This is a genomic window from Bradyrhizobium sp. USDA 4473, from assembly GCF_054063335.1.
The window spans coordinates 4,149,822-4,174,629 of the sequence record NZ_JBSSGE010000001.1 but is presented as its reverse complement, the minus strand read 5'-3'; the positions used below and the strand labels follow the sequence as shown (position 1 = coordinate 4,174,629).

The window sequence follows — 24,808 nt, the reverse complement described above, 5'->3', positions numbered from 1 at the left end:
GTCAGCCTCCCCGCTTCAGGTCGGCGAGACGCGGCCAGGACGGCAGTTCGTCGTCCGCATGCGGCGGCGCCGCGGTGCGCTCGGCCGCGCGCAGTTTTGCGGAACGCGCGCGCGGATTCGCCGCGATCTCCGCATCGGATGGCACAACCGGGCGCTTGGTGAGGATCTGAAAGCTCGGCGCGGCCTGCGCGATCTCGGGCAGATGCCGCGAGCCGGCCGCGGCCTTGCCGCGCTCGGCGAGGAAGTTCTTGACGATGCGGTCTTCCAGCGAATGGAACGAGACCACCGCGAGCCGGCCGCCCGGCTTCAGCACGCGCTCGGCGGCCGCGAGCGCCAGATAGAGCTCATCGAGCTCCTCATTGACGAAGATGCGCAGCGCCTGAAAGGTCCGCGTCGCCGGATGGATCTCGTTCGGCTTGGCGCGCACGACCTTCGCGACGATGTCGGCGAGCGCGCCGGTCGTCGTGATCGGCGCCTCCTTGCGCGCGGCGACGATGGCGCGCGCAACGCTGCGCGAATGGCGCTCCTCGCCGAAGATATAGATGATGTCGGCGAGCTGCTTCTCGGAGGCGGTGGCGACGACGTCGGCCGCGGTCACCCCGCTCTGGGCCATCCGCATGTCGAGCGGGCCGCCGAGACGAAACGAAAAGCCGCGCTCGGCCTGGTCGAGCTGCATCGAGGAGACGCCGACATCCATCACGACGCCGTCGACCTTGTCGACGCCCTGCGACGCGCAGACCTCGGCGAGGTCTGAGAAGCGGTCCTCGACCAGCGTCAGGCGGCCGCCGGCGCCGTCGACCAGATCGAAGCCGCCGGTGATCGCGGTGCGGTCGCGGTCGATGCCGATGACGCGCGTGTCGGCGACGTCGAGGATCATGCGGCTGTAGCCGCCGGCGCCGAAGGTCGCGTCGACATAGATGCCGCCGGCGCGCGGCGCGAGATAAGCGACCGCCTCGCGGCCCAGCACCGAAATGTGACGCGGCGCACGCTCGCTCATGCGCAGTCCCCGGGCAGGGCCGCGTAACTGGCATGCAAGCTGGCTGCGCGCCGACTCATTGCGTCTCGAATCCTCGCGCCCGGAGCCCTTTCCGTTCCGATTGGATCGGAACGGGGCTCCGGATTCCTGCCTTGACGCGTTTTCTTCACGCGAACCGGTATCCACTTCGCTCGAAAACGCTCCAGACCGATCGTTCCGGTGAAGAAGCCGCCGCGCAATTCCAGCGCCAACTCCCGTGCTCGGCCGCAAGTCCTGATATCCGACCGGAATTGGGAGGGTTTCCATGGGATTTCGCGCAACAGCGAGGCTCAGCGTCCGTGGGCCGTCCCCCGAAACCGGTTCGGCACTTCACCTCTCAGTAACGGCACTTAACGTTAAGAAAACGTTGATGAAGGGTTAGCGGAATCGCGCGACTTTGACCCGCATTCGAGTGATAGCCTCCGCCTTCACTTCGGGCATCATCGCAGCCCGTGGAACCGGCGGGGGCGATTGCGCGGCCCGCACGGTAAAGGAATAGTAAACGCCTATTTGTTTATCCATATGTCAAAATGCGTTCTCCTGGTTCGGGTTTGAGTGATTCGTATGGCTTCTGGTTCGTCTTCATCCGGCAACGCTGATTCGAAGCGTCAGCGCGTCCTTCCCGTTCCGAAGGGCGTGGCCGACGTGAAGACGTTCACGCCCGATTCCTCCGTTGCCTCCGATGTGATCCCGTCGGTGAATTTCGGCGATCGCGCGAACGGCCGGCAGCCAGACATGATCGTGCTGCACTACACCGGGATGCCCGATGTCGAGGGCGCGATCGCGCAGCTCTGCACCGCCGGCACCGAGGTCTCGGCGCACTACATCGTGCTCGAGGACGGCCGCATCGTGCAATGCGTGCCGGAGAGCAAGCGCGCCTGGCACGCCGGCGTCTCGGCCTGGGCGGGCGAAGACGACATCAACTCCTGCTCGATCGGCGTCGAGATCGTCAATCGCGGTCACGATTGGGGCTATCCGGATTTTCCGCTGCGCCAGATCGCGGCCGTGATCGCGCTGTGCCGCGGCATCATGCTCCGCCGCAAGGTGGTCGCGCATCGCGTGCTCGACGGCCATTCCGACGTGGCGCCGGGCCGCAAGAAGGATCCCGGCGAGAAATTCCCCTGGCACTCGCTGGCCAATTCCGGCGTCGGGCACTGGGTGCAGCCGGCACCGATCGTGCGCGGCGACGCGCTGCAGCTCGGCGCGATCAGCGATGCCGTCTCCAACATGCAGGCCGCGTTCCGCCGCTACGGCTACAACATCCCGACCAACGGCAAGTTCGACGGCCCGACCATGGAGGTCGTCACCGCGTTCCAGCGTCACTTCCGCCCCGAGCGCGTCGACGGGATCGCCGACCGTTCCACCATGGCGACGTTGTACGCGCTGCTCGAGAGCCTGCCGCCGGATGCGGCGAGGTAGGCTCTCTCTTCCGTCATTGCGAGCCAACGGGTCGCGCGAACGCGCGCCCGATGACAGGCTCCGCGAAGCAATCCATCCCTCCACTTGCGCGGACAGATGGATTGCTTCGTCGCTTCGCTCCTCGCAATGACGGATGAGATCAGGATACCCCTGTTCCCCTTTTTCCCGCCGATCGCGCATGCACTGATGGAACCTTTCGCGACGCGCTGTCTTCTTATTTTTGGGGCGGTCCGAGTGGAGATTCGTCCATGTTCAAAGCACTGATCGCGGGAGCTGTCGCCGTTGGCCTGATCGCCGCTCCGGCAGCCGCTATGACGACACAAGGCAAGTCCACGTCGACCATGCACAAGACCCACAAGATCCATCATGCGCAGAAGAAGATGGCACCCGGCACCACGACCGGCATGTCGAGTGGAACGACGACCGGGCAAGCGTCCGGCGGCGCCAAGGCAAAGACCGGGTACTGAGCACGTTCAAGGCCGCGCAGCACGCTGACGATCTCTGATCCGAGCTGCGTGCCCTCACGACCTCGCGCGGGCTGAGGTGATCTCACCCCAGCTCCGCGATCCTGCGGGCATAGAGCCGCCGCAACGGCTCGAGCTGGGTCGCGGCGGTGGCCGCGAGATACGCCTGCCGCGCGTCGTCCTTGCGGCCGAGGCGGCGCAGCAGATCGGCGCGCACCGCGGGCAGCTGGTCGTATCCCTTCAACGTGCCGCGCGCGGCCAGCGCGTCGATCAGATCGAGCGCGCGCGCCGGGCCGTCGACCATCGACACCGCGGCCGCGTGGTTGAGCTCGATCACCGGCGACGGGCTGATGCGCAGCAGCACCTCGTAAAGACCGGCGATCTGCGGCCAGTCGGTGTCCTTGTAGCTCGGCGCCCGCGCATGCAGCGCGGCGATCGCGGCCTGCACCGCGTAGGATTGCGGCCGGCCCGGCATGCGCAGCGCCTCCTCGACCAGTTGCACGCCTTCGGCGATCTGCCCGACATCCCACAGCGAACGGTCCTGCTCCTCGAGCAGCACGATGTCGCCATCGGCGGTCTGGCGGCCGGCGCGGCGCGCATCATGCAGCAGCATGAGCGCCAGCAGGCCCTTGATCTCGCCGCGCGCCGGGATCAGCGCATCGAGCAGCCGCGCCAGCCGGATCGCCTCGCGCGCGAGATCCGGCCGCATCAGATCGTCGCCCGCGGTCGCGGCATAGCCTTCGGTGAAGACGAGGTAGATCACCGCGAGCACGCCCGACAGCCGCGGCTCCAGCGCTTCGCGCTCCGGCACCTGATAGGGAATGCCGGCGAGCCTGATCTTCTGCTTGGCGCGCAGCAGCCGCTGCGCCATAGCGTCCTCGCTGACCAGGAATGCGCGCGCGACCTCGACGGTCGTCAGGCCGCACACCGTGCGCAAGGTCAGCGCGACCTGCACCTCGGGCGCAAAGGACGGATGACAGCAGGTGAAGATCAGCCTCAGCATGTCGTCGTCGAGCGTCGCATCCGCCGGCTCGGGCGAGGCCTCCGCATCCAGCAGCAGTTGATGCGTCAGCTCCTGCTGCTTGCCGCGGAAGCTGACGGCGCGGCGGACCCGGTCGATCGCCTTGTTGCGGCCGACATTGACCAGCCAGGCCCGCGGATTGGACGGGAATTCGCCGATCGGCCAGCGCTGCAGCGCCACCGCGAAGGCATCCTGCAGCGCATCCTCGGCCAGATCGAAATCGCCGACGAGACGGATCAGCGTCGCGAGCGCCCGGCCCGCCTCGTCGCGAAACACCTTTTCGATTTGGCTCGGGGTCATGCCGAAGCTTTCGGAGAAACCGTCGTTCCGGGGCGCGCGCGCCGTCGCGCGAGCGAGCCCGGAACCTCGAGATTCCGGGTTCGTCCTTCGGACGCCCCGGAATGACAGCAATAAGGTTACTTGTCGTAGATCATCACAGGCCGGACTTCGATCGAGCCGGTCTTGGCGCCGGGAATCCGGGCTGCCAGGCCGAGCGCGGTGTCGAGATCCTTGGCCTCGACCAGATAATAGCCGCCGAGCTGCTCGCGGGTTTCGGCGAACGGGCCGTCTGTGGTCAGCGTCTTGCCGTCGCGAACCCGCACGGTGGTCGCGGTCGACACCGGCTGCAGCCCGTCGCCGGCCTTGAAGTGGCCGCTCTGGATGATCGACTGGGTGTAGGCCCCGTACTCCGCCGTCACGGCCTTGCGCTCGTCGGCGCTCATACGGCCATATTCCGCGTCGCTCCGGTAGATCAGCAGCAAATATTGCATCTCATCTCTCCTCTTGATCGGCTGGATCGCCGACACCCAGTCGAACGGGCGACAGGCCAAACGACATCTTCAGGATAATTTATTTCGGCCGTTTTGGCCGGTGTTATCCGCTTGACGGATCGGGCGGAAACGCCCATGCCGTTGGTGTCAGTCGGCCGGACGGCCGCTCCCGCAAGCGCCGAAAGGCCGCGGGGGAGGAAAGTCCGGGCTCCATCGACATGCGGTGCCGGATAACATCCGGCGGGGGTGACCCCAGGGAAAGTGCCACAGAGAACGAACCGCTCCCTCTCCGGAGGAAGTAAGGGTGAAAAGGTGCGGTAAGAGCGCACCGCGTTTCCGGCAACGGAAACGGCATGGCAAACCACACCGGGAGCAAAACCGAATAGGGACGGCAACGCGGTTAGTTCGCGCACGCGCGATAACACCGCAGGGCGATGTCAGGCCCGCTGTCCGGGTAGGTTGCCCGAGGCAAGGTGCAAGCCTTGTCCCAGAGGAATGGCCGTCGCGTACCATTCGCGAGAATGGTGCCCTACAGAACCCGGCTTACAGGCCGGCTGATACTTTGGAGTCTGAGGGGCTCGGCGCAACACGCCGGGCCCCTCGCCATATCGGACACCACGATCGCGTCCCGTTTGCTAGAATGCCCCTCGCGGAGGATCGCAGATGGACCTTCAGAAGATCATGGCGAAGGCACGAGATATCGCCAAGAGCAGCGGCACGATCACGACCGAGCAACTCAACGGAATGTGCCCCAACAACATGGAGCCCGAAGATATCGCGGCGCTCTTTGCGGCTCTGCGGACTGAGGGGATTCGCCTCAAGGACGACGACGGAGAAAAGTGAGTGCGCCGGCGCGGCTCGGACGCTACGCTGCAATTTCCTGCATCAACGCCATCAGCGCCTCCGGCGCGGTGACGTTCGGCGAGTGGCTGGCGTCGATCTCGAGATAGCGCCAGCCGGCTTCGTTCTTGGTGCGCCTCGCGAACTGCCCGAACGTGTCCGCCGGCGTGATGCGGGTGGCGTAGATGTAGCTGCGCGGCAGGATGGTCTCGCCGTGCTCCAATCGCAACTTCTGCTCGAAGCATTTGATCGGCATGTCGACGCGCCGCGCAGTCAGCCATTCGACGTCGGCGGGAGACGTATCCGGCGGCGTCGGCATCGGCGGGATGCGCCAGCCGTCGTTGTTGCGTGCGGCCTCGCGCATGTTGGCGATCGCCACCTCGTTGAGATCGAACAGCGACTGGCCGTCGCGCGGCACGAAGGCGTCGATATAGATCATCTGCGCGATGCGCTCGCGAACGCGATCGGCGACGCCGGTCGCGACCATGCCGCCATAGGAATGGCCGACCAGCACGATGTCGCGCAGATCTTCATATGAGATGACGTTCAGCATGTCCTGGATATGCGCATCGAGGTCGAGCCCCTGATGCGCGAGATGCGTGCGCTCGCCGAGCCCGGTGTAGCTCGGCGTGATCAGCCGGTGCCCGGCGGCTTGCATCAAGGGATGCATCTTCTTCCACGCCCAGCCCGCCGACCAGGCGCCGTGACAGACCAGAAAGGTTTTGGGCGAATGCGCAGTCATGGTGATGCTTCCATTTCGATTATCGTTGATGAGCCGCGATTTTGAAGTGTACCCACGGCTGTCGTCGTGTAAACGTCCCGGCAAAACACGTCCGTCATTCCGGGGCGATGCGTTAGCATCGAACCAGGAATCTCGAGATTCCCCGGTGCGCAATTGCGCACCTGCGGTCTGGTCCTTCGGACCATCCCGGAATGACGATGAAGGGAGAATGCAACTGACCCCGGCAAGCTACGCGGTCCTGTTCTTCGGCGCGCTTGCCGGCGGTTTCGTCTCCGGCCTTGCCGGCTTCGGCACCGCGCTGATGGCGCTCGGCATCTGGCTCTATGTGCTGCCGCCGACGCTCGCAGTGCCGCTGGTGCTGGTCTGCTCGGTCATCGCGCAGGTCTCGACGCTGCCGTCGATCTGGAACAGCATCGATTTCCGCCTGGTCTGGCCGTTCGTGATCTGCGGCCTCGCCGGCGTGCCGATCGGCATTTGGCTGATCGCCCGCGCCGACCCCGAGGTCTTCAAGCTGACGATCGGCGTCTTCCTGCTGGTGTTTCCGACCCTGCTGTTCCTTCAACGCAAGCCGATGTCGATTTCGTTCGGCGGCAAATGGGCCGACGGCGCGATCGGATTTGCCGGCGGCATCCTCGGCGGCCTCGCCGGACTGTCCGGTCCGCTGCCGATCCTGTGGGCGAGCGTGCGCGGCTGGGGCAAGCAGCAGCGCCGCGGCGTGTTTCAGATCTTCAACTTCACCATCCTGGCGGCCGCATTGCTGGTCCAGATCGCAAGCGGCCTGGTGACGACAGAGCTGATCTGGCTGACTGCGTGCGCCTTTCCGGGAACGTTGCTCGGCGCCTGGCTCGGCTCACGGCTCTATCACGCGCTCAGCGACCGCAATTTCTCCGATGTCGTGCTGGTGCTGCTGTTCCTGTCCGGCGTCGCGCTGGTGTGGAACGGACTGGTGCCGAAATGATGAACCGCCGTCGCCAATTGGCTGAGCCGGTCATCCGACCGGCTCAAGACCAGCGCGTTCCGGCGCGACGTCGCGCGCCGGCGGCGCGAGACGCTTGCTGAGTTCGCGACGCAGCAGCCACACGCTCAGACCGGCCTGCAACGACGTCGATACGATCGACAGGTACCACACATACTCGATCCGGAAGCCGGGCCGCGTCGAGAGCCAGATCACCGGCACCGCATAGGTGACGAGCCGCACAACCGAGCTCAGCAGCACCGGCCTGGTGTTGCCGAGGCCCTGGAACATGCTGTTGCAGGTGAAGACCAACCCCTGCGCGACGAGGTTCATGGAGACGAAGTGCAGGAACTGGGCGGCGACCGCCATGGTCTCGCGATCGTTCGAGAAGCCGTCGAGCAACAACCCGGGTTTCCAATGCGCGAGAACGGTGAAGACGATCATCACGATGGTGCCGATCGACACCGCCTTGATGAAGGTCTCCCGCACGCGGGCGCCGTTGCCGGCGCCGAAATTCTGGCCGGCGATCGGTCCGGCGGCGAGCGCGACCGCCAATGCCGGCATCTGGATCAGGCCGAGCACGCGCGTCCCGATGCCGAACCCGGCCTGGGCTGCCGGCCCGAAATCGCGCAGCACGTAATAGATCACGCCCATCCAGGCAAAGATCAGCGCGAACTCGCCGCCGGCCGGCAGGCCGACATTGAGGATCCGCGTCCATTGCCGCAATTGCGGACGCCATTGCGCGGGATCGAACCCGACATAACGCTCCAGCTTGCGGAAATACACGAACAGCATCAGCACGCCGATCAGAACGGCGATCGAGCTCGCCAGGCCTGCCCCGGCAACCCCGAACGCGTGGCCGGTGCCCCAGCCGGCGATCAGCACCGGCGCCAGTGCGATGTTGATGATGACCGCGACCGCCTGCACCAGCATGCTGGGCCGCACGATGCCGGTCGCCCGCAGCGCGGACGCCATCACCTGAATGAGGAATTGCAGCGCCAGGGCCGGCATGAACCACAACAAATAGGTGGTGCCCGCGTCGATGGTGGCCTGGTCGGCCGCGACCGAGCGCATGTAAGGGCGGGACAGCACGACGCCTGCAACCAGCGTCAACAGGGCGCACAGCACCGACAGTACCATCGACTGGTTGAACACGAGGTTGGCGTCGGCACGATCCGTGCGTCCCACCGCGTGCGCGATCAGCGCGACGGTGCCGACGCCCAGCACCTGCATCAGCGCGTTGACCAGGAAACCGGCGTTGCCGGCCGCAGCCACGCCGGCGACGGCGGCCTCGCCGAGACCGGCGACAAAATACAGGTCGACCAGCTGGCAGATCATGATCGTGATCATGCCGACCACGATCGGGGGAGCCATGGTCAATATGTGACTCACGATGGAGCCGCGCGTAAGATCCTTCATCTCAATTCCATTCTCGAAATCGATTGTCGTATCCATTCCGGCGCGTGGCCGGCGGGACATCGCCCGCCGGCCACGCGCTCTCGCTTACTCCGCCGCCGCCTGACCGAACTCGGTCGCCTGACGCTCGAACAGGCCGCGGTAGATGCCGCCCGGGCGAGCGGCCAGCAACTCATGCGTGCCCTGCTCGACGATCTCGCCGCGATCGAAGACCAGGATGCGGTCCATGCTGCGCACGGTCGACAGCCGGTGCGCGATCACGATCGAGGTGCGGCCCTTCATCAGCCGTTCCATCGCCTGCTGGATCAGCGCCTCGGATTCCGAATCGAGGCTCGAGGTCGCCTCGTCCAGGATCAGGATCGGCGCATCGGCCAGGAAGGCGCGCGCCAGCGCCACGCGCTGCCGCTCGCCGCCCGACAGCTTGACGCCGCGCTCGCCCACCAGCGTGCCGTACCCCTTCGGCAGCCGCATGATGAAGTCGTGCGCATTGGCAAGCCGCGCCGCCTGCTCGATCGCCTCCCCGCTGGCGCCGGGCCGGCCATAGGCGATGTTCTCCGCCAGCGTGCGGTGAAACAGGATCGGCTCCTGCTGCACGATCGCGATCTGGCTGCGCAGCGATTGCTGCGTCGCCTGGGCGATGTCCTGACCGTCGATCAGGATCTTGCCGCCGGTGACGTCGTAGAGCCGCTGCACCAGCTTGACGAACGTCGTCTTGCCGGAGCCGGAGCGCCCGACCAGACCGACGCGCTCGCCGGCATCGATGTCGACCGACAACCCGTCATAGAGCGGCCGGCGATGGCCGCCATAGTGGAAGGTGACGTCGTCGAACACGATGCGGCCACCCTGGATGTCGATCGGCCCGGCATCGACGGCATCGACGATGCCGAGCGGCTCGCCGTGGATCTGCACCAGCTCCTCCATGTCGTTCACCGAACGCTGCAGGTTATTGATATGCATGCCGACATCCCGCAAGTACGCGTGGATGATGTAGTAGCTGGTCAGCACATAGGTGACATCGCCCGGCGTGGCGCGGCCGGCCGCCCACAGCAGGATCGCGCCGCCGATCACCGAGGCACGGAAGCACAGCAGCACCACGAGCTGCGCCGTCGAGGTGTGGTTGTAGCGCAGCCAGGTCCGCCGCACCCGCCGGCGCCAGCGGCTGATGACGCCGTCGAGCCTGACGTCCTCGCGCGTCTCGGCGCCGAACGACTTCACCACCGCGTTGCAGGTCAAGGCATCAGCCAGCGTGCCGCCGACCTTGGTGTCCCACGCATTGGAGACGCGCGCGGCCGGCGCGACATAGCGCACCTGGAACACCATGGTCATCGCGACATAGATCACCGAGCCGACCGCGATCACCGCGCCGAGCTGCGGCCAGTGCACGCCGAGCAGGATCATCGAGCCGAGCAGCACCACGACCGACGGCAACAGCGCCATCAGGATGGTGTCGTTCAGCAAATCGAGCGCCCACATGCCGCGCGTGATCTTGCGCACGGTGGAGCCGGCGAACGAATTGGCGTGCCAGTCGGTCGAGAAGCGCTGCACGCGCATGAAGGCCTGCTGCCCGACATCGGACATCGTCTTCAGCGTGAACGGCACGATGGTCTGGATGCCAACGAGCCGCAGCAGCAGCGACAGCGCTCCGAGCCCGACGATGGCGCCGAACGCCAGCATCGCCGCATGGCGCGCGGCGGCATCCGCCGAACCCGCGGTCAGGGCATCGACCAGATGGCCGGAGAACACCGGCATGAACAGATCGGCCGCGGTCGCGCCGAGGAATCCGGCGGTCACGGCGGTGGCGCGCAGCGGCTGCTCCAGCCAATGGCGGAACACGAATGGCAAGACGATCCGGATCGCGGCCGGCCGCTTGGTCTCGAGAGAGCTCATGACACATTCCGGCCACGCGAACATCGCGCCGGCCGGCTCCATCTGGGGCGACGTGCGGGCGGACTCCGGCCGCGGGTGTCGCGTGAAATTGTCGATAACGTATTGGGAAGTTTGGGTGATCGGGGATCAGGCCCGATCAGCGCTGGGACCTAGTGCGCGAGCGCGTCCAGCAGCATCGAACGCGGGCGCACGGTCTGCGAAACAAACGACATCATGTGCATCTCCCCGGTTCGTGAAACGATGCGCCGCTTATAAATGCATCACGCGCGATTGGCAAGATGACATAAGCGTGAGTGCGTCAATGTGTCGATCAGGCAACGCTGATCACGCCACCGGGCGCACAGCGCGCAAGGCGAAGCCCTCAATGCGCGTCGCCGCCGGCTGCGGTCATCGAGGGCGGCTTGTTGACGAACAGCACCAGCAGGCTGAGCGCGACGTAGAACAGCGACAGCATGAAGAAGGCATCGCCGTAGCTCATCACCTGGGCCTGGCGGTGCACGAGCTGCGACAGCTGCTTCATCGCCATCAGGGTGGAGTCGCCCATGCCCTGCAGGCGCTGGGCGAAGTTGTTGAGGGTCTCGACCGCCGTCGCGTTGCCCCAGGTCACGCGGTCCTGCAATCGCGAGATGTGCAGGTCGGTGCGATCGTTGAGCACCTCGTTGATCACGGCGAGCCCGACCGCGCCGCCGAGGTTGCGCATCAGGTTGAACAGGCCGGAGGCGTTCTTGACGCGATCCTGCGGCAGCGTGGCGAGCGCGATATTGTTGGTCGGCACCATCGCGCACATCATGCCGATGCCGCGCAGCACCTGAGGCAGCAGCAGTTCGTAGAAATCGTACTCGCGGGTGATCCAGGTCATCTGCCAGGAGCCGAGCGCGAAGGTGACGAGGCCGAAGGCGATGATGTAGCGCAGATCGACCTTCTGCATCAGCCGGCCCACCACCGGCGCCATGAAGAACATCGTGATGCCGGAGATGAACATGGTCTCGCCGATCATCAGCGCGCTGTAGCCGCGGATCTCGGCGAGATAGCGCGGATAGACGTAGGTCAGGCCGTACAGACCGATGCCGATGCAGAACTGCAGCACGCAACCGACCGCGAAATTGCGGTTGGAAAAGGCGTAGAGATCGACGATCGGCTCCTCTGCGGTCAAGACCCGCCAGAAGAAGGCGATCGCCGACACGAAACAGATCGCGGCGCAGACCGCCACCGAGGTGTCCTGCAGCCATTCATATTGCGGGCCTTCTTCGAGCACATATTCGAGCGAGCCGAGGAAGCCGCCCATGAAGATCAGGCCCCACCAGTCGAAGCGCTCGAGCAGCGCGAAGTTCGGCTGGTCGAAATCGACCAGGATCAGCACGCCGGTCGTGATGATGACACCGGGCACGATGTTGATGAAGAACAGCCAGTGCCACGACATCAGATCGGTGATGTAGCCGCCGACCGTGGGCCCGACGGTCGGTGCCAGCGTCGCCACCAGGCCGATGATCGGCGCCACGATGTAGAACTTGGAGCGCGGGAAGATGGTGTAGGCCGAGGCGAACACGGTCGGGATCATGCCGGCGCCGAGAAAGCCCTGCAGCGCGCGCCACAGGATCATCTGCTCGATCGAGGAGGCGAAGCCGCACAGCAGGCTGGACGCCGTGAAGCCGAACGCCGAGATCGCAAACAGCAGCCTGGTGCCGAGCGCACGCGACAGGAATCCCGACAAGGGAATCGCGATCACCTCGGCGATCAGATAGGCGGTCTGCACCCACGACACTTCGGTCGACGACGCCGACAGGCCGGCCTGAATCTCGGTGAGCGAGGCCGAGACGATCTGGATGTCCAGGATCGACATGAACATGCCGAACACCATGATGATGAACGCAACCACCCGCCTGGGCTGGAGCCGCTCGGACTCGGAGGCGCCGGTCATCATCGAGGGCGAAGCAGTGGTCGCGTCGGCCATGGGCTCATCAGGCTCCGAGCTTCGGACTGAGTCCGAGGCCGCAAGGCATCACTGCGGATGGATCATCATCGGCGAGTCGAGATCGGTGTCGGCATCGGCCGCACCCTCGCGGGTATCGACCGTGGTGTAGACCGACATGCCGGCGCGCAGCAGGCCTTGCCTGGCGACGCTGGCGGGCACGCGGATGCGGACCGGCAGGCGCTGCACGATCTTGGTGAAGTTGCCGGTGGCATTGTCGGGCGGCAGCAGCGTGAACACCGAGCCCGCCGCCGGCGAGATGCTGTCGACGATGCCGGTGAACTTGCGGAAGCCGTAGGCGTCGACCTTGATCGTCACCCGCTGGCCGGTGCGGATCCGCTTGAGCTGCGTCTCCTTGTAGTTTGCGTCGATGAAGACGCCGTCGAGCGGCACCACATTGCCGAGCCGCTGGCCGACATTGATGTAGTCGCCGGTGTTGACCAGGCGGTTGGAGAAGGTGCCGTCGACCGGTGCGCGCACCTTGGTGAAATCGAGATCGCGCTCGGCCTTGGCGAGCTGGGTCTGCAACTCGGCGAGCTGGGCGCGGGCCTCGGCTTGCTGCGCCTTGGTCACCTCGACATTGTCCTTGGCGGCATCATAGGCCGCCTGCGCGGACCGCACGCTGGCGGCGCCCTGGTCGCGGCCGGCTTCGGACACTTCAAAGGTGGCGCGCGAGGCAAAACCCTTGGTGCTCAGCGCCTGCTGGCGATCGTAATCGAGATCGGCGCGCTTCAGGCCGGCCTGGGCGGAGACCAGCTGGGCCTGCGCCTGCTCGACGGCGCTGACGGCGGCGCCGACCTGGCGGCCGATGCGCTCGATGGTCGCCTGCTGGGTCGCGATCCGGGTCCGCGCGGCATCGACCGCAATCTGATAGTCGCCGTCATCGATCCGGAAGATCACGTCGCCGGCCCGCACCAGCGCGTTGTCGCCGGGCAGGATCGCCGCGATGTGGCCCGCGACGCGCGCGCCGAGCATGGTGTTGTTGGCGCGGACATAGGCGTCGTCGGTCGAGATGTAGAAGCGCCCGACCATCAGGTAGTAGGTGGCATAGCTTGCGGCGGCGAGCGCGAGCAGGCCGACCACGCCCATCATCACGAATCTGCGCTTGCCGGATTTCGGTGCTGCGGCGGCGGGCGCAGCCTTCGGCTGTTCTGGCGCAGCAGCGGGCGGCGCCTCGGCGGGACGCTTGACCTCGTCACCGCGGCCCTGCTCGCCGAGATCGGCGGATGCGTCGCGCGCCTTCGCGTCCTCGGCCATCTCAGGCTCGGAACGAACAATGCGTGCAGCCTGATCCCGTGCTGCGGCCATAGCCGAGGCTCCCCACCAAAAACTCGATGCCCGCGATGGCGGAATAAGGGCCGTGCGGCGCATCGTCACCCCTAGGGATACCATTGACCGAACGGTTCGGTCAATCTACATTCCCATCGGATAGATTATAAGGCTTCGATTCTTCCCTTTCCCGTTCTGGGTTGAGTTCTTTCCCGAGAAGCTAAATCAATGGTTGCAGCGCCCCGCCCCTCCCTCCAGCCCATCGGCGAGGAGGAATCCTCGAAACGCCGCCAGATCCTGGACGGCGCCCGTAAGGTGTTCCTGGAGCTCGGCTTTGACGGCGCCAGCATGGGCGAGATCGCGCGTGCCGCCGGCGTCTCCAAGGGCACGCTCTACGTGTATTTCCCCGACAAGGCCGGGCTGTTCGCGGCGATCGTCGAGGAGGAAAAGCTCGAACAGGGCAAGGTCGCCTTCAACTTCGATCCGGCCCGCGACGTCGACACCACCCTCCCCGAATTCGGCCGCGCCTATGTCGCGCTGCTGTGCCGCCCAGGCGGCGGCTCGGCGATCCGCACCGTGATGGCGATCGCCGAGCGGATGCCCGAGCTCGGCAGCCGGTTCTACACCCATGTGATCGCCCACACCGTCGACCGCTTCGCCGCCTATCTCGAGGCGCGCGCCGCGCTCGGCGAGCTCGTGATCGACGACACCCAGCTCGCGGCCTGGCAATTCATGCAGATGTGTCAGGCGACGTTGTTCCAGGCTTTCATCTTCCAGGCCAATCCGTCGCCCTCGCCGGAGCGGATCGCGACCGTGGTCGACAGCGCGACGCGGGTGTTCTTTGCGGCGTACCGGCCGAAGGCCGGGTGAGGTCGACGCTTTTTTCGCGGACCAGCGTACTCTTCGTCCCGTCATGCTGAGGTGCTCGCGTAGCGAGCCTCGAAGCATGCGCGGCCCGGCTGGTGGCCGTCGCGCTTCGAGACGGCCGCTGTGCGGCCTCCTCAGCATGACGGACTGAGAATTTAAAGCGAGCAGCCTCCCCCACGCCGTCGTCCAGGATGATGCTGAATACATTCACACTCTCAGCATGACGGTGATGGACGTCGGCTCCTTAGACCGCCACGGGGGATTGTTCTCCGGCCGTCGATGTGCACGATCAATAACTCCGGCACGACGAGACCATCGACCATGAGCGACCTCACCATCCGGCATATGCGCCCCGACGAGATCGCGCTTGCGATCGACTGGGCCGCGGCGGAGGGATGGAATCCCGGTCTCGCCGATGCGCCCTGCTTCGCTGCCGAAGACCCGCAGGGCTTCTTGATCGGCGAGCTCGACGGCAAGCCGGCCGCGGTGATCTCCTGCGTCAATTACGGCGCGCGGTTTTCCTTTCTCGGCTTTTACATCGTGCGTCCGGATCTGCGCGGCCGCGGCCATGGCCTGAAGATCTGGAACGCGGCCGTCGCGCATGCGCGCCCGCGCGTGATCGGGCTCGACGGCGTGGCGGCGCAGCAGGCGAACTACCGGAAGTCGGGCTTCACGCTCGCCTACGCCAATGTGCGCTACGGCGGCAGCGTCGCCGCACCGCCCGCGCCGAGCGCGAACATCGTCGCGCTGACCGATCTGCCCATGGCGCTGATCGAGGCCGACGACGCCACGGTGTTTCCGGCACCGCGCCCGGCCTTCCTGCGCGCCTGGATCAATACGCCGGGACATATTGGACGCGCGCTGATGCGCGACGGCGCTCTCGCCGGCTGGGGCGTGATCCGCCCGTGCCGCAGCGGCTGCAAGATCGGTTCGCTGGTCGCCGACGACCGCGCCGGCGCCGAGGCCATTGTCTCTGCATTGCTGGCGAGCGCGGGCGGCGGCGACATCTTCCTCGATGTCCCCGCGGTCAATCGCGACGCCGTTGCGCTGGCGCAAGGCCTCGGGCTGTCACCGGTGTTCGAGACCGCACGGATGTACACCGGCGCGATACCACCGTTACGGATCGGTCGCGTGTTCGGCGTCACCACGTTCGAGCTCGGCTAGCGCCGCCGTTCTGATCCCGCCATCTCTAGTTCGCCGCGGCGTTGACCTGCGGCGCGGCGAAATTGTCCTGCTCCAGCTCCTCGGGCAGTCCGGCGAAGCGGCGCAGCGCCTTCGCCATCTTCACCCGCCCGGCGACGCCGGTGATGATGACGTCGACCATCACGAACGACGAGTGGAAGTGGCCGTTGCCCTTGAGCTGCTCGACCTTGACGCCGGCTTTGGCGAGCGCGTCGCCATAGGCATCCCCCTCGTCGCGCAGCGGATCGAACTCCGCGGTGGCGATGAATGCCGGCGGCAGGCCTTCGAGCTTGCCGCGCAGCGGCGCGACACGCGGATCGGTACGGTCGGCCGGCGAGCAGTACAGGTCCCAGAACCAGAACATCAGGCCGCGGGTCAGGAAATAGCCGGCCGCGTTGTCGATGTAGGACTGCCGGTCGAAGGAGGAGTCGGTGACCGGGCAGATCAGCAGCTGGCCCGCGATCTCCGGCCCGCCGCGATCGCGCGCCAGCTGGCAGGTGACGGCCGCGATGTTGCCGCCGGCACTCCAGCCCGCGACCAGCACGGGCCCTGCCCTGCCGCCGAGTTCGGCGGTGTGGGCCGCGATCCAGCGCGTCGCCGCATAGCCGTCCTCCGCCGCGGCCGGGAAGCGATGCTCCGGCGCGTGGCGATAACCGACGCTGACGATGATCATGCCGGTGCGCCGGCACAGATCGCGGCAGAACGGATCGTCCGACAGCTCGTCGCCGAGCACCCAGCCACCGCCGTGGAAATACACCACGATCGGATGCGGCCCCGGCGTCGCCGGCCGGTACAGTTTGTAGGGCAGCGGACCGTCCGCGCCCTGCAGCATGCCGGTGCCGACCTCGCCGACCGGCCGGCCGAACGGACGGCCCTTGTTGAACTCGGCGAGGAAGTCGCGCGCGCCCTGCGCGCCCATCGTCTCGATCGGCGGCAGGTTCATCTCCGCCAGCATGCCGAGCACCAGCTGCACATCCGGCTGCAGCCGCACCACCTCGCCATCATTGCATTGCTCGGCAACGCCAGGACCCGTGAGCCTGAAGCCGAGCATGCCGCGCCCGACCACCTCGTTGCAGATGCTGCGATACGGACCGACGCCGCCGGTGTAAGGCATCACGCCCTGCGGCTTGCCGGGCACGTTGGCGCCCGTGTACCAGGTGTTGGCGAGCCGGTGCAGCGTCAGCATCGCGCAGTCGGCCATGTGGCGTTCCCAGCCGGCCTGCGCGGTTTCGGTCGCCTCCATCGCGGTGAAGCCGGCGTCGCGCAGCGCCGCGATCCGCTCGACCACCCAGTCGACATGCTGCTCGATCGAAACCGCCATGTTCGACAGCACCGACGGGCTGCCGGGACCGGTGATCATGAACAGGTTGGGAAAACCCGCGACGGTGACGCCGAGATAGGTCTGCGGTCCATGCGCCCAGACATCGGACAGCGACTTGCCGCCGCGGCCGGAGATCGGATGCACCGCCATGATCGCGCCGGTCATCGCGTCGAAGCCGGTGGCGAACACGATGATATCGACATCGAAGCTGCGCTTGTCGGTCGAGATGCCGCCGGCGGTGATCGCCTTGATCGGCTCCTGCCGCAGATTGACCAGCGTGACGTTCGGACGGTTGTAGGTCGCGTAATAGTTGGTATCGAGGCAGGGACGCTTGGCGCCGAACGGATGATCGTGCGGCGCCAGCGCGGCGGCGGTCTCCGGATCCTTGACCACGGCGCCAATCTTCTCGCGGATCAGATCGGCCACCAGTTTGTTGCCGTCGACATCGACCGCCTGGTCGGCCCAGAGCTGGGTCAGGATGTGGACGAGATCGCCCGCCGCCCACGCCTTCTCGAACCGCTCGCGGCGCTCGGCTTCGCTCAATTGCCAGCTCACCACGGTCTGCTGCGGATAGGGCACGCCGGCCATCGACCAGCGCGCCTGCTCGCGATAGGCGGCGCGGTCGGTTTCGAAATAGGTCTTGCGATCCTCCGGCGCCGGGCCGTTGCCGGCAGGCAGGGCGAAGTTCGGCGTGCGCTGGAACACGGTGAGCTGCGCGGCCTGCTCGGCGATCAACGGGATCGACTGGATGCCCGACGATCCGGTGCCGATCACGGCGACGCGCTTGCCCTTGAGATCGACACCCTGGTGCGGCCAGCGGCCGGTGAAATAGATCTCGCCCTTGAAATCCTTGACGCCGTCGATCTCCGGCGGCTTCGGCGACGACAGGCAGCCGGTCGCCATGATGTAGTAGCGGCACGAGACGTTGGCGCCGTTATTGGTCGAGATCAGCCAGCGCGACGTCGCATCATCCCAGGTCGCCTGCGTGACCTTGGTGCCGAAGCGGATATCGCGGCGCAGATCGTAGCGATCGGCGACGAAGCCGAGATAGCGCAGGATCTCCGGCTGGGTCGCGTATTTCTCCGACCAGGTCCAGGCCTGATCGAGCTCGGGATCGAAGGTGTAGCTGTAGTCGATGGTCTGGATGTCGCAGCGCGCCCCCGGATATCGGTTCCAGTACCAGGTGCCGCCGACGTCGCCGCCTTCTTCGAGCGCCACCGCTGAGAAGCCCGCCTTGCGCAACCGATGCAGCAGATAGAGACCGGCGAAACCGGCACCGACCACCGCGACGTCGACCTGCTGCGTGGTTCCGCTCTGCGTTGAGTCCGAAGCGCGTGCTGCAACTGCTGCGTCTGGCATGCAATCCTCCCGGTTGTTTTGATTTGACGGAAGGCTAGCCCTGACCTTTCGGTTTGTCATCACGACAAACGCAATCTGAGGTCGCCGCAATTGTGACGTGCGCGCCCTGGAGCAGGATGCGCAGCGTGTGGACGCAAGTGGTGCGGTTCATGTTGCGGCAACGCATGTCAAAGTCGCGCGCTCGACTTCAGACCCGTCACCCTGAAGAGGCCGCGCAGCGGCCGTCTCGAAGGGTGGGCGGCCCCGACTGCAGCATCGGGGGCCGTGCATCCTTCGAGACGCGCGCAAGAGCGCGCTCCTCAGAGGGTGTGATTTTTTTGGGGTTTCAGCGAGCATTATAGCCGAAAGCCGGCGCGGTGTGATTCTCTGGCGATGATGGATTCGCGGGAGGTGATGTTGGCTGCCGATGAGTTGTTTGGGGACCTGCCGGAGCAGGCGAAGCCACCAGTCGAAGCGGGCTTGCCCGGCGCTCCGCGGCTGCGTGAGCCCCAGCGCGACCAGATTGCGCTGCGAGCGGTTGATATTGAGAGCCTGATCGGGGAAGACCATCCGGTGCGGCTGATCTGGTCTTATGTCGAAGAGCTTGATCTGAGTGAGTTGGAGGACCGGATCAAGGCTCGCGGCGATCGTCCCGGTCACCCCGCGACCTCGCCCCGGCTTTTGCTGGCGCTGTGGCTCTATGCCGCCAGCGAAGGCGTTGGCAGCGCGCGGGCGTTGGAGCGGCTGTGCGAGAGCCACGATGCCTATCGCTGGCTGTGCGGCGGGGTGTCGGTGAACTATCACCTGCTGGCAGACTTCCGGGTCGGCAACGCCGATCTGCTTGACCGACTGCTCAGTGAGCATCTGGCAGCGTTGGCAAAGGCCGGTCTCGTCGATCTGGAGACCTTGGCGCAGGATGGCATGCGGGTCCGGGCCAGCGCCGGGGCCGCCTCGTTCCGGCGCGAGGCGACGCTGGATAAGCATTTGGCGCAGGCTGAGGCCGTGGTGGAAGACCTCAAGCGCGAGGTCGACACACGCTCGGACGCCAGCAATAAGCGTGCCCGGGCAGCCAAGGAGCGGGCCGCGCGGGAACGCAGCGCGCGGGTGAAGGCGGCGCAGACGGCGCTCGCCGAGATCAAGCAGCAGCGCAAGGAGCGCGAAGAAAGTCGCGGCAACGGCAAGACGCCGAAGGAGCCGCGGGCCTCCACGACGGACGCCTATGCACGGGTCATGAAGATGGCGAACGGCGGCTTCCGCCCCGCCTACAACGTGCAGGTGACGAGCGTGGCCGGCGAGCAGATCGTCGTCGACACCAGAATTTGCAACATCGGATCCGATCGCGGCCTGATGCGTCCCATGCTGGAGCGGCAGCGTGCGCGGCCCGGAGGGTTGCCCAAGGACCATCTCGTCGATGGCGGCTTTGGCAGTGCCGAGGACATCGAATGGGCCTATGCCGAGGGCATCGATATCTTTTGTCCGCCCACTCAATCCAAGCACGGTACCGATCCCTATCTACCGCGGCGCGGCGACGGTCCGGGGGTGTTGGCCTGGCGTGCGCGAATGGCGAGCGAAGAGGGCAAGGCCCGATACAGGTCCCGGTCGATCTGCGAGTGCATCCATGCCCGCTGGCGCAATTGGGACCTGCGGCAATTGACCGTGCGCGGCATCGAAAAGGTCCGTGCCGTCGTGCTCTGGTACGCCCTCGTCAACAACATCCTGCAAGGCAACCGCCTCTCCAGAGCCTAAACAACGGGTCATCGCCGAACTCGAACTCAAACCTGCCAATTGCTGCGACGAACAGCCGCCAAAAACTCCGCAGGAGCCGAATCCGTCACAAGCTCTCAGGATGACGGATTCGCAGTCGTGTTTTATATCGACCGCATCAGACCGCCATCGACGCGGATGTTCTGGCCGGTGATGTAGCCGGCGCCGTCGGACACGAGAAAGCTGATGGTCGCGGCGATCTCCTCGGCCTTGCCGTAACGCTTCATCGGCACGCTGTCGCGGCGCGCGTCGGTGGCCGGCAGGCTGTCGATCCAGCCCGGCAGCACATTGTTCATGCGGACATTGTCGGCGGCGTAGCTGTCGGTGAACAGTTTTGTGAACGCGGCGAGCCCGGCGCGGAACACCGCCGAGGTCGGAAACATCGCGCTCGGCTCGAACGCCCAGGCGGTCGAGATGTTGACGATCGCGCCCGATTTCTGCGCCTGCATGTGCAGTGCGACCAGCCGCGTCGGGCGGATCACGTTCATCAGGTAGACGTCGAGGCCGGTGTGCCACTGCTCGTCGGTCAATTCGAGCACGCCGGCACGCGGGCCGTGGCCGGCGCTGTTGACCAGCGCATCGATGCGGCCCCAGCGCGCCATCACCCCGTCGACGGCGCGCTTCAGATCCTCGTTCGAGCGGTTCGAGCCGGTGAAGCCGAGGCCGCCGAGCTCGGCCGCCAGGGCTTCGCCCTTGCCCGACGACGACAGGATCGCAACGTGAAAGCCATCGGCCGCGAGCTTGCGCGCCGCCGCCGCGCCCATGCCGCTGCCGCCTGCGGTGACGAGTGCGACCTTCGCTGCTGCCATGACTTGATATCCCTGTTGATGATCGATCAGACGGCTGGCCGGCGTGATTGCCTGAGCGGCGCGGACGTCAGGCCGGCGCGCCGTTCTTGAGCAGCTTCGCCACCGCCGCAACCAGCTCGTCGGGCGAGAACGGCTTGTTCAGCAGCACGCTGTCGGGCACGCCCCTGGTCGGCCACTCGTCGCCGCCGCCGCCGGTGATGTAGAGCACCGGGAACGACGGATCGATTTCGCGGGCGCCGCGCGCGACGCGCCAGCCGTCGAGCCGGCCGAGCAGGCGGATGTCGGTGACCAGTGCGGAGTATTTGGTGCGGAACGCCTTGAGCAGCGTCAATGCTTCTTCGCCCGAACCCGCGATCGCCGGCTCGTAGCCGCCGTCCTTCAGGGCGTCCTCTACCATCATCTGAAGATCACGATCGTCTTCGATGACGAGAATGATCGGCGCGTCTTGCAAAGCTATCCCCCGGAAATCAGCCGGGAGCGCCCCCGGCTTCGAAGCATATGCAACATAAAAGTGGCCACCGTTTGCACGGTGTCACCCAGTACAAATACGGGTATCAGACGCGTCCTATTCGTCGGCGAATTCGTCTTCTTCGTTGACCCCCGCTTTACCCCGCGGAGCCGGCTTTCTGCCGCCAAGCGATCCTGTGACATAAGGTTCGCGCGTTGCATAGGGGTTACGGCCGCCGGCGCGTGCCGCGACCTCTTCGCCGGAGACGGCGGCAGGCTGGCAGATCAGGCGCCGGCTGGCCCGGCGCATCAGATCCACATGGATGTGGTCGTAGTGATAGACGTTGGAACCCGGCGCCAGCACCGTGGTGAATTGCTGGCAGGCGGCGGCCTGCACATCGCGCAGGAAGCCCTGCTCTTCCGGCAATCCCTTCCAGCCATCCTTCACCGAGATGCGGCGGCCATCGGCGAGCGTGAAGGCTGCGATATCGAGCGCATTGCCGAACGCGTGCTCGGAAATATGCGCGTGCGAATTGCCGTTCATGCCGCGGCAGGAATAGGCCGAGATCTGCTTGATCTCGACCACGCGCGCGCCGAACCAGCGCTGCGCCGCCGGCTGCACGGAATCGGCGAGCCAGCGCTCGAGCACCGAGACGATCGGGCACGCCAGCGTCGCCGCCGGCTTCACCGCGACTGGGCCGACCGTCCCCACCGGATTGCCGCTCGGCGGACCGAGCCGCGGCGGCGGTGCGTCCAGAGGCTGCTGGGAATACGGCGCCGGTGAATAAGGCGCGGCCGCACCCTCACGCTGAGGATTGCGCGGCAGGCCCGGATAATAAGGTCGCTCGCCGCTCGCTTCGGGTGAGCCGTCCGGCGGCAGGTCGATCTCGCCCTGCTGCGGCGGAACGCCGGGCGCGGACAGCGAGACCGGTCCATTGGACTGGCTGCCATAGTTCGGCTGGCCGACGGCCTGATCGGAATACGGCGCCTGCGCGGGCGTCTGGGGCTGACGATTGATCGGCCAGCGCGGCTGGTTGCCGACCGACGCCGGCGGACGCAGGCTGTCGTCGGCAAATCCGTAAGCCGAGCTGGCTTCACCGAGCGCTGCGACCTTGAGCGGGAACTCGGCACCGCAGACGCCGGGGCCCGTGATCGGATCGATGCGGACCAGATCTGGTCCTTCCTTGACCGCGCCCGATTTCAGGCATGCGGCCTCGGCCTCGGCCCGCCACGGTTCGCGCTCGGCGGTCTGGAACAGACCGCGGCCACAACCAGCAAGCGACACAAGGACCAGGGAGCCGACGAGATACAAACGAACTCCACGCGTCATGGCGCGGAGGTTCTGCGAATTTGATTAAAGACTCTTCAACGCGATTCGACTGATTGGTTTGAGGCGTTCTTAACCATGCGCTGGAACCTGGAAGGGCAGCGCGCTTCCGAGTTGCGCTTGACGTGTGACCGAGCGACTGCGCTCGCGACTGAGCGAGGTGATCCATCCTTGCTTCGCGCTCATCGAGATTCTCATCGTGATTGAGAATGCCCCAGGCGTTTCGACATCCCGCATCCGCCCCATCGAATCAACTCCAGATCGTATTGATGAACGGCGTAATCGTATTTGTGGCTGATCGGATCGAATGCGGGAGCAGCGACGCAACCCCATTCGCGCCGCCCGCGAATATATTTGCGGGCGCTTCAACGTCTTGATTCGGCGCCTGTTTGAGCCGCGCACCGCAATGCGGCATCGCTCGGGAACTTGGGGCCGGACAGCAGCGCTGACTTTTTCACTCGGAAACCCCTTGCTAGCTTCGGCGTTAATGCGGGCAGCGTTGTGAACCGAGGGAGTTTCCCAATGGACTTCGCGAGTCCTCTGCTGAGCAAGCTGAGCATTGTGGCCGCGTACATCGCGTTAGCCTTCGTCGGCGCCATCATTCTCGGCGTGTTCTAGACCAAACGACAGGCAATGAGTTCAGCGCCCGGCGGAGGCACGCCGGGCGCTTTGCTTTCAAGGACAACCTCCGTTGTCCAAACCGTCACCCCCGCGCAAAGGCTTCGCCTTTGTCGCTGGAGGAGCGCGCATCGCGCGCGTCTCGAAGGGTCGACGGCGACGATTTTGCAGCTCGGCCGTCGATCCTTCGAGACGGCGCTGCGCGCCTCCTCAGGATGACGGGTCAGGCAGAGCGCCGTGCCGATCTCAAAACTTCGAGGAGCTCGATCCGGCAATCACACGCGCCCGCGAATGCGAGACGCGCACTCAATCGGCGCCGGTGCAGTAGAAGCGGCCGATCGCGCAGGCCTCGACCCGCATGCTGACCGCGCCTTTCAATTCGACCGTCCCGTAGCGGATGCGGCGGCTGTCTTCGCTATAGATGCGGCCGTTCCAGCGCATCCTGACGGCGCAGTGATCTCGGTCACCGTGGCAGGCCAGCCGCCTGCGCCGTCAACGTGATGCAGGTCACTGAACAGGCTCCCGAGGCCGCGTAGCGTCCGGGTCCATCGCTGCACCCCGCCCAAATGCCAGGGAGATTTCAGATGAAGAAGCTCGTTGCGATCGCCGCGCTGCTGATGGCCACCACCGCGGCGCATGCCGGCGGCACCGGCATCACCTTCGAGATCGATGGCCAGCGCGTCCATGTCGAGGCGCCGCGCAATTGCAGCGCGCTGTCCTGCATCCGCGTCTCCGCGCCGGGCTATAGCGGCACGATCGGCGGCATCAGCAAGAATCTCGGCTCGAAATCCGATGATGATGACGATGTCGCGTCGTCAAACACACCGCCCCCGGCGCCGCCGCCCGCTCCCGCACCGGTTCAGGCCGCCGCACCGCGGCCGCAGCCAGCCACTGCCGCCGTCCCGCCGCCTCCTGCGCCCCCGGCGGCACCGGCCAATGTTGCGACCGCGGCCCCGACACCGGTCGACGCGGCCCCCGTTGCGCCCGCACCGGCCCCGGTCGCCGCACAGCCTGCACTGCCTCCGCAAACCGCGCCAGTTGCCGCCGCACCGGCACCGGCGACCGGACCGATCGGCGTCTGGGCCACCGAGGAGAACAAGGGCAATGTCCGCGTCGAAGCCTGCGGCGCCAATCTCTGCGGCTATTCGGAGAAGAGCAACGAGCGCATCCTGATCAACATGAAGCCCGACGGCAGCAAATGGAGCGGCCGCATCCACGATCCCGACTCCGGCCGCAACTACGACTCGACGATCGCGATGAAGGGCCCGAATGCGATGCGCGTGCAGGGCTGCGCCTTCGGCGGCATGTTCTGCGACGGCCAGACCTGGAAGCGAGTCAGCTAGGGTTTCGATCTCTGAGATCGACCCG

The 24,808-nt window shown here is 66.0% G+C and carries 21 protein-coding genes and 1 other RNA gene; 9 read left to right on the top strand and 13 right to left on the bottom strand.

Annotated features, from left to right (window positions below):
• Position 1: 1 nt before the first annotated feature.
• Positions 2 to 997, bottom strand: coding sequence for a 16S rRNA (cytosine(1402)-N(4))-methyltransferase RsmH (gene rsmH, locus ACVW17_RS19360; protein WP_456753351.1), 996 nt, complete (start codon positions 995 to 997; stop codon positions 2 to 4).
• A gap of 582 nt (positions 998 to 1,579) precedes the next feature.
• Here rsmH and ACVW17_RS19355 point away from each other — a divergent pair.
• A complete protein-coding gene (locus ACVW17_RS19355) occupies positions 1,580 to 2,434 on the top strand; it encodes an N-acetylmuramoyl-L-alanine amidase (RefSeq protein ID WP_456797803.1) in 855 nt (284 codons plus the stop codon).
• A gap of 248 nt (positions 2,435 to 2,682) precedes the next feature.
• Positions 2,683 to 2,901 carry a hypothetical protein gene (locus ACVW17_RS19350; protein ID WP_456753349.1) on the top strand — a complete coding sequence of 73 codons (219 nt, stop codon included), beginning with the start codon at positions 2,683 to 2,685 and terminating at the stop codon, positions 2,899 to 2,901.
• 82 nt (positions 2,902 to 2,983) lie between these two features.
• On the opposite strand, the gene ACVW17_RS19345 is transcribed toward ACVW17_RS19350, so the two are convergent.
• Both ACVW17_RS19345 and ACVW17_RS19340 read right to left on the bottom strand, forming a co-directional pair.
• A complete protein-coding gene (locus tag ACVW17_RS19345; protein WP_456797802.1) occupies positions 2,984 to 4,219 on the bottom strand; it encodes an RNA polymerase sigma factor in 1,236 nt (411 codons plus the stop codon).
• A gap of 116 nt (positions 4,220 to 4,335) precedes the next feature.
• Positions 4,336 to 4,689 carry a YciI family protein gene (locus tag ACVW17_RS19340; RefSeq protein WP_456797801.1) on the bottom strand — a complete coding sequence of 118 codons (354 nt, stop codon included), beginning with the start codon at positions 4,687 to 4,689 and terminating at the stop codon, positions 4,336 to 4,338.
• Between the two features lie 147 nt (positions 4,690 to 4,836).
• On the opposite strand from ACVW17_RS19340, the gene rnpB reads away from it, so the two are divergent.
• Together rnpB and ACVW17_RS19330 are read left to right on the top strand one after the other, a co-directional pair.
• Positions 4,837 to 5,251, top strand: an RNA gene (rnpB, locus tag ACVW17_RS19335) — RNase P RNA component class A.
• Between the two features lie 101 nt (positions 5,252 to 5,352).
• Positions 5,353 to 5,532, top strand: coding sequence for a hypothetical protein (locus tag ACVW17_RS19330; protein WP_456753346.1), 180 nt, complete (start codon positions 5,353 to 5,355; stop codon positions 5,530 to 5,532).
• A gap of 22 nt (positions 5,533 to 5,554) precedes the next feature.
• Here the strand turns inward: ACVW17_RS19330 and ACVW17_RS19325 are convergent, their stop codons facing one another.
• Positions 5,555 to 6,271 carry an alpha/beta fold hydrolase gene (locus ACVW17_RS19325; protein ID WP_456797800.1) on the bottom strand — a complete coding sequence of 239 codons (717 nt, stop codon included), beginning with the start codon at positions 6,269 to 6,271 and terminating at the stop codon, positions 5,555 to 5,557.
• A 208-nt stretch (positions 6,272 to 6,479) separates the two neighbouring features.
• Between ACVW17_RS19325 and ACVW17_RS19320 the strand changes: the two genes are divergently transcribed.
• Positions 6,480 to 7,229 carry a sulfite exporter TauE/SafE family protein gene (locus tag ACVW17_RS19320; RefSeq protein ID WP_456797799.1) on the top strand — a complete coding sequence of 250 codons (750 nt, stop codon included), beginning with the start codon at positions 6,480 to 6,482 and terminating at the stop codon, positions 7,227 to 7,229.
• A 30-nt stretch (positions 7,230 to 7,259) separates the two neighbouring features.
• Here ACVW17_RS19320 and ACVW17_RS19315 read toward each other — a convergent pair whose 3' ends face one another.
• The 4 genes from ACVW17_RS19315 to ACVW17_RS19300 all read right to left on the bottom strand — a co-directional run bounded on the left by ACVW17_RS19315 (position 7,260) and on the right by ACVW17_RS19300 (position 13,755).
• Positions 7,260 to 8,645 (bottom strand): MATE family efflux transporter, encoded by a 1,386-nt coding sequence (locus ACVW17_RS19315; RefSeq protein ID WP_456797798.1) that lies wholly within the window; start codon positions 8,643 to 8,645, stop codon positions 7,260 to 7,262.
• Positions 8,646 to 8,729: 84 nt separating this feature from the next.
• The gene (locus tag ACVW17_RS19310; RefSeq protein WP_456797797.1) at positions 8,730 to 10,529 is read right to left on the bottom strand and encodes an ABC transporter ATP-binding protein; all 1,800 of its coding nucleotides are present in this window, start codon (positions 10,527 to 10,529) and stop codon (positions 8,730 to 8,732) included.
• Between the two features lie 361 nt (positions 10,530 to 10,890).
• Positions 10,891 to 12,480, bottom strand: coding sequence for a DHA2 family efflux MFS transporter permease subunit (locus tag ACVW17_RS19305; RefSeq protein WP_456797796.1), 1,590 nt, complete (start codon positions 12,478 to 12,480; stop codon positions 10,891 to 10,893).
• 48 nt (positions 12,481 to 12,528) lie between these two features.
• Positions 12,529 to 13,755, bottom strand: a complete 1,227-nt coding sequence (locus tag ACVW17_RS19300) for an HlyD family secretion protein (protein WP_456797795.1) — start codon at positions 13,753 to 13,755, stop codon at positions 12,529 to 12,531.
• 240 nt (positions 13,756 to 13,995) lie between these two features.
• On the opposite strand from ACVW17_RS19300, the gene ACVW17_RS19295 reads away from it, so the two are divergent.
• The gene (locus tag ACVW17_RS19295; protein WP_456753339.1) at positions 13,996 to 14,637 is read left to right on the top strand and encodes a TetR/AcrR family transcriptional regulator; all 642 of its coding nucleotides are present in this window, start codon (positions 13,996 to 13,998) and stop codon (positions 14,635 to 14,637) included.
• A 318-nt stretch (positions 14,638 to 14,955) separates the two neighbouring features.
• Complete coding sequence (locus tag ACVW17_RS19290; RefSeq protein ID WP_456753338.1) at positions 14,956 to 15,798, top strand: GNAT family N-acetyltransferase; 843 nt, start codon at positions 14,956 to 14,958, stop codon at positions 15,796 to 15,798.
• Between the two features lie 25 nt (positions 15,799 to 15,823).
• Here the strand turns inward: ACVW17_RS19290 and ACVW17_RS19285 are convergent, their stop codons facing one another.
• A complete protein-coding gene (locus ACVW17_RS19285; RefSeq protein WP_456753337.1) occupies positions 15,824 to 18,496 on the bottom strand; it encodes a flavin-containing monooxygenase in 2,673 nt (890 codons plus the stop codon).
• Between the two features lie 393 nt (positions 18,497 to 18,889).
• On the opposite strand from ACVW17_RS19285, the gene ACVW17_RS19280 reads away from it, so the two are divergent.
• On the top strand, positions 18,890 to 20,221 hold the full coding sequence (locus ACVW17_RS19280; RefSeq protein ID WP_456756305.1) for an IS1182 family transposase: 1,332 nt from the start codon (positions 18,890 to 18,892) through the stop codon (positions 20,219 to 20,221).
• Between the two features lie 122 nt (positions 20,222 to 20,343).
• On the opposite strand, the gene ACVW17_RS19275 is transcribed toward ACVW17_RS19280, so the two are convergent.
• From ACVW17_RS19275 to ACVW17_RS19260, 4 genes are all read right to left on the bottom strand, one after another.
• Positions 20,344 to 21,048 (bottom strand): SDR family oxidoreductase, encoded by a 705-nt coding sequence (locus tag ACVW17_RS19275; RefSeq protein WP_456753336.1) that lies wholly within the window; start codon positions 21,046 to 21,048, stop codon positions 20,344 to 20,346.
• A 67-nt stretch (positions 21,049 to 21,115) separates the two neighbouring features.
• On the bottom strand, positions 21,116 to 21,499 hold the full coding sequence (locus ACVW17_RS19270) for a response regulator (RefSeq protein ID WP_456753335.1): 384 nt from the start codon (positions 21,497 to 21,499) through the stop codon (positions 21,116 to 21,118).
• A gap of 114 nt (positions 21,500 to 21,613) precedes the next feature.
• Positions 21,614 to 22,825 carry an extensin family protein gene (locus ACVW17_RS19265; protein ID WP_456753334.1) on the bottom strand — a complete coding sequence of 404 codons (1,212 nt, stop codon included), beginning with the start codon at positions 22,823 to 22,825 and terminating at the stop codon, positions 21,614 to 21,616.
• A gap of 921 nt (positions 22,826 to 23,746) precedes the next feature.
• Positions 23,747 to 23,881, bottom strand: coding sequence for a hypothetical protein (locus ACVW17_RS19260; RefSeq protein WP_456753333.1), 135 nt, complete (start codon positions 23,879 to 23,881; stop codon positions 23,747 to 23,749).
• Positions 23,882 to 24,024: 143 nt separating this feature from the next.
• Here ACVW17_RS19260 and ACVW17_RS19255 point away from each other — a divergent pair, with 143 nt between their 5' ends.
• A complete protein-coding gene (locus tag ACVW17_RS19255; protein WP_456753332.1) occupies positions 24,025 to 24,783 on the top strand; it encodes a DUF2147 domain-containing protein in 759 nt (252 codons plus the stop codon).
• The last annotated feature ends 25 nt before the right edge of the window (positions 24,784 to 24,808 follow it).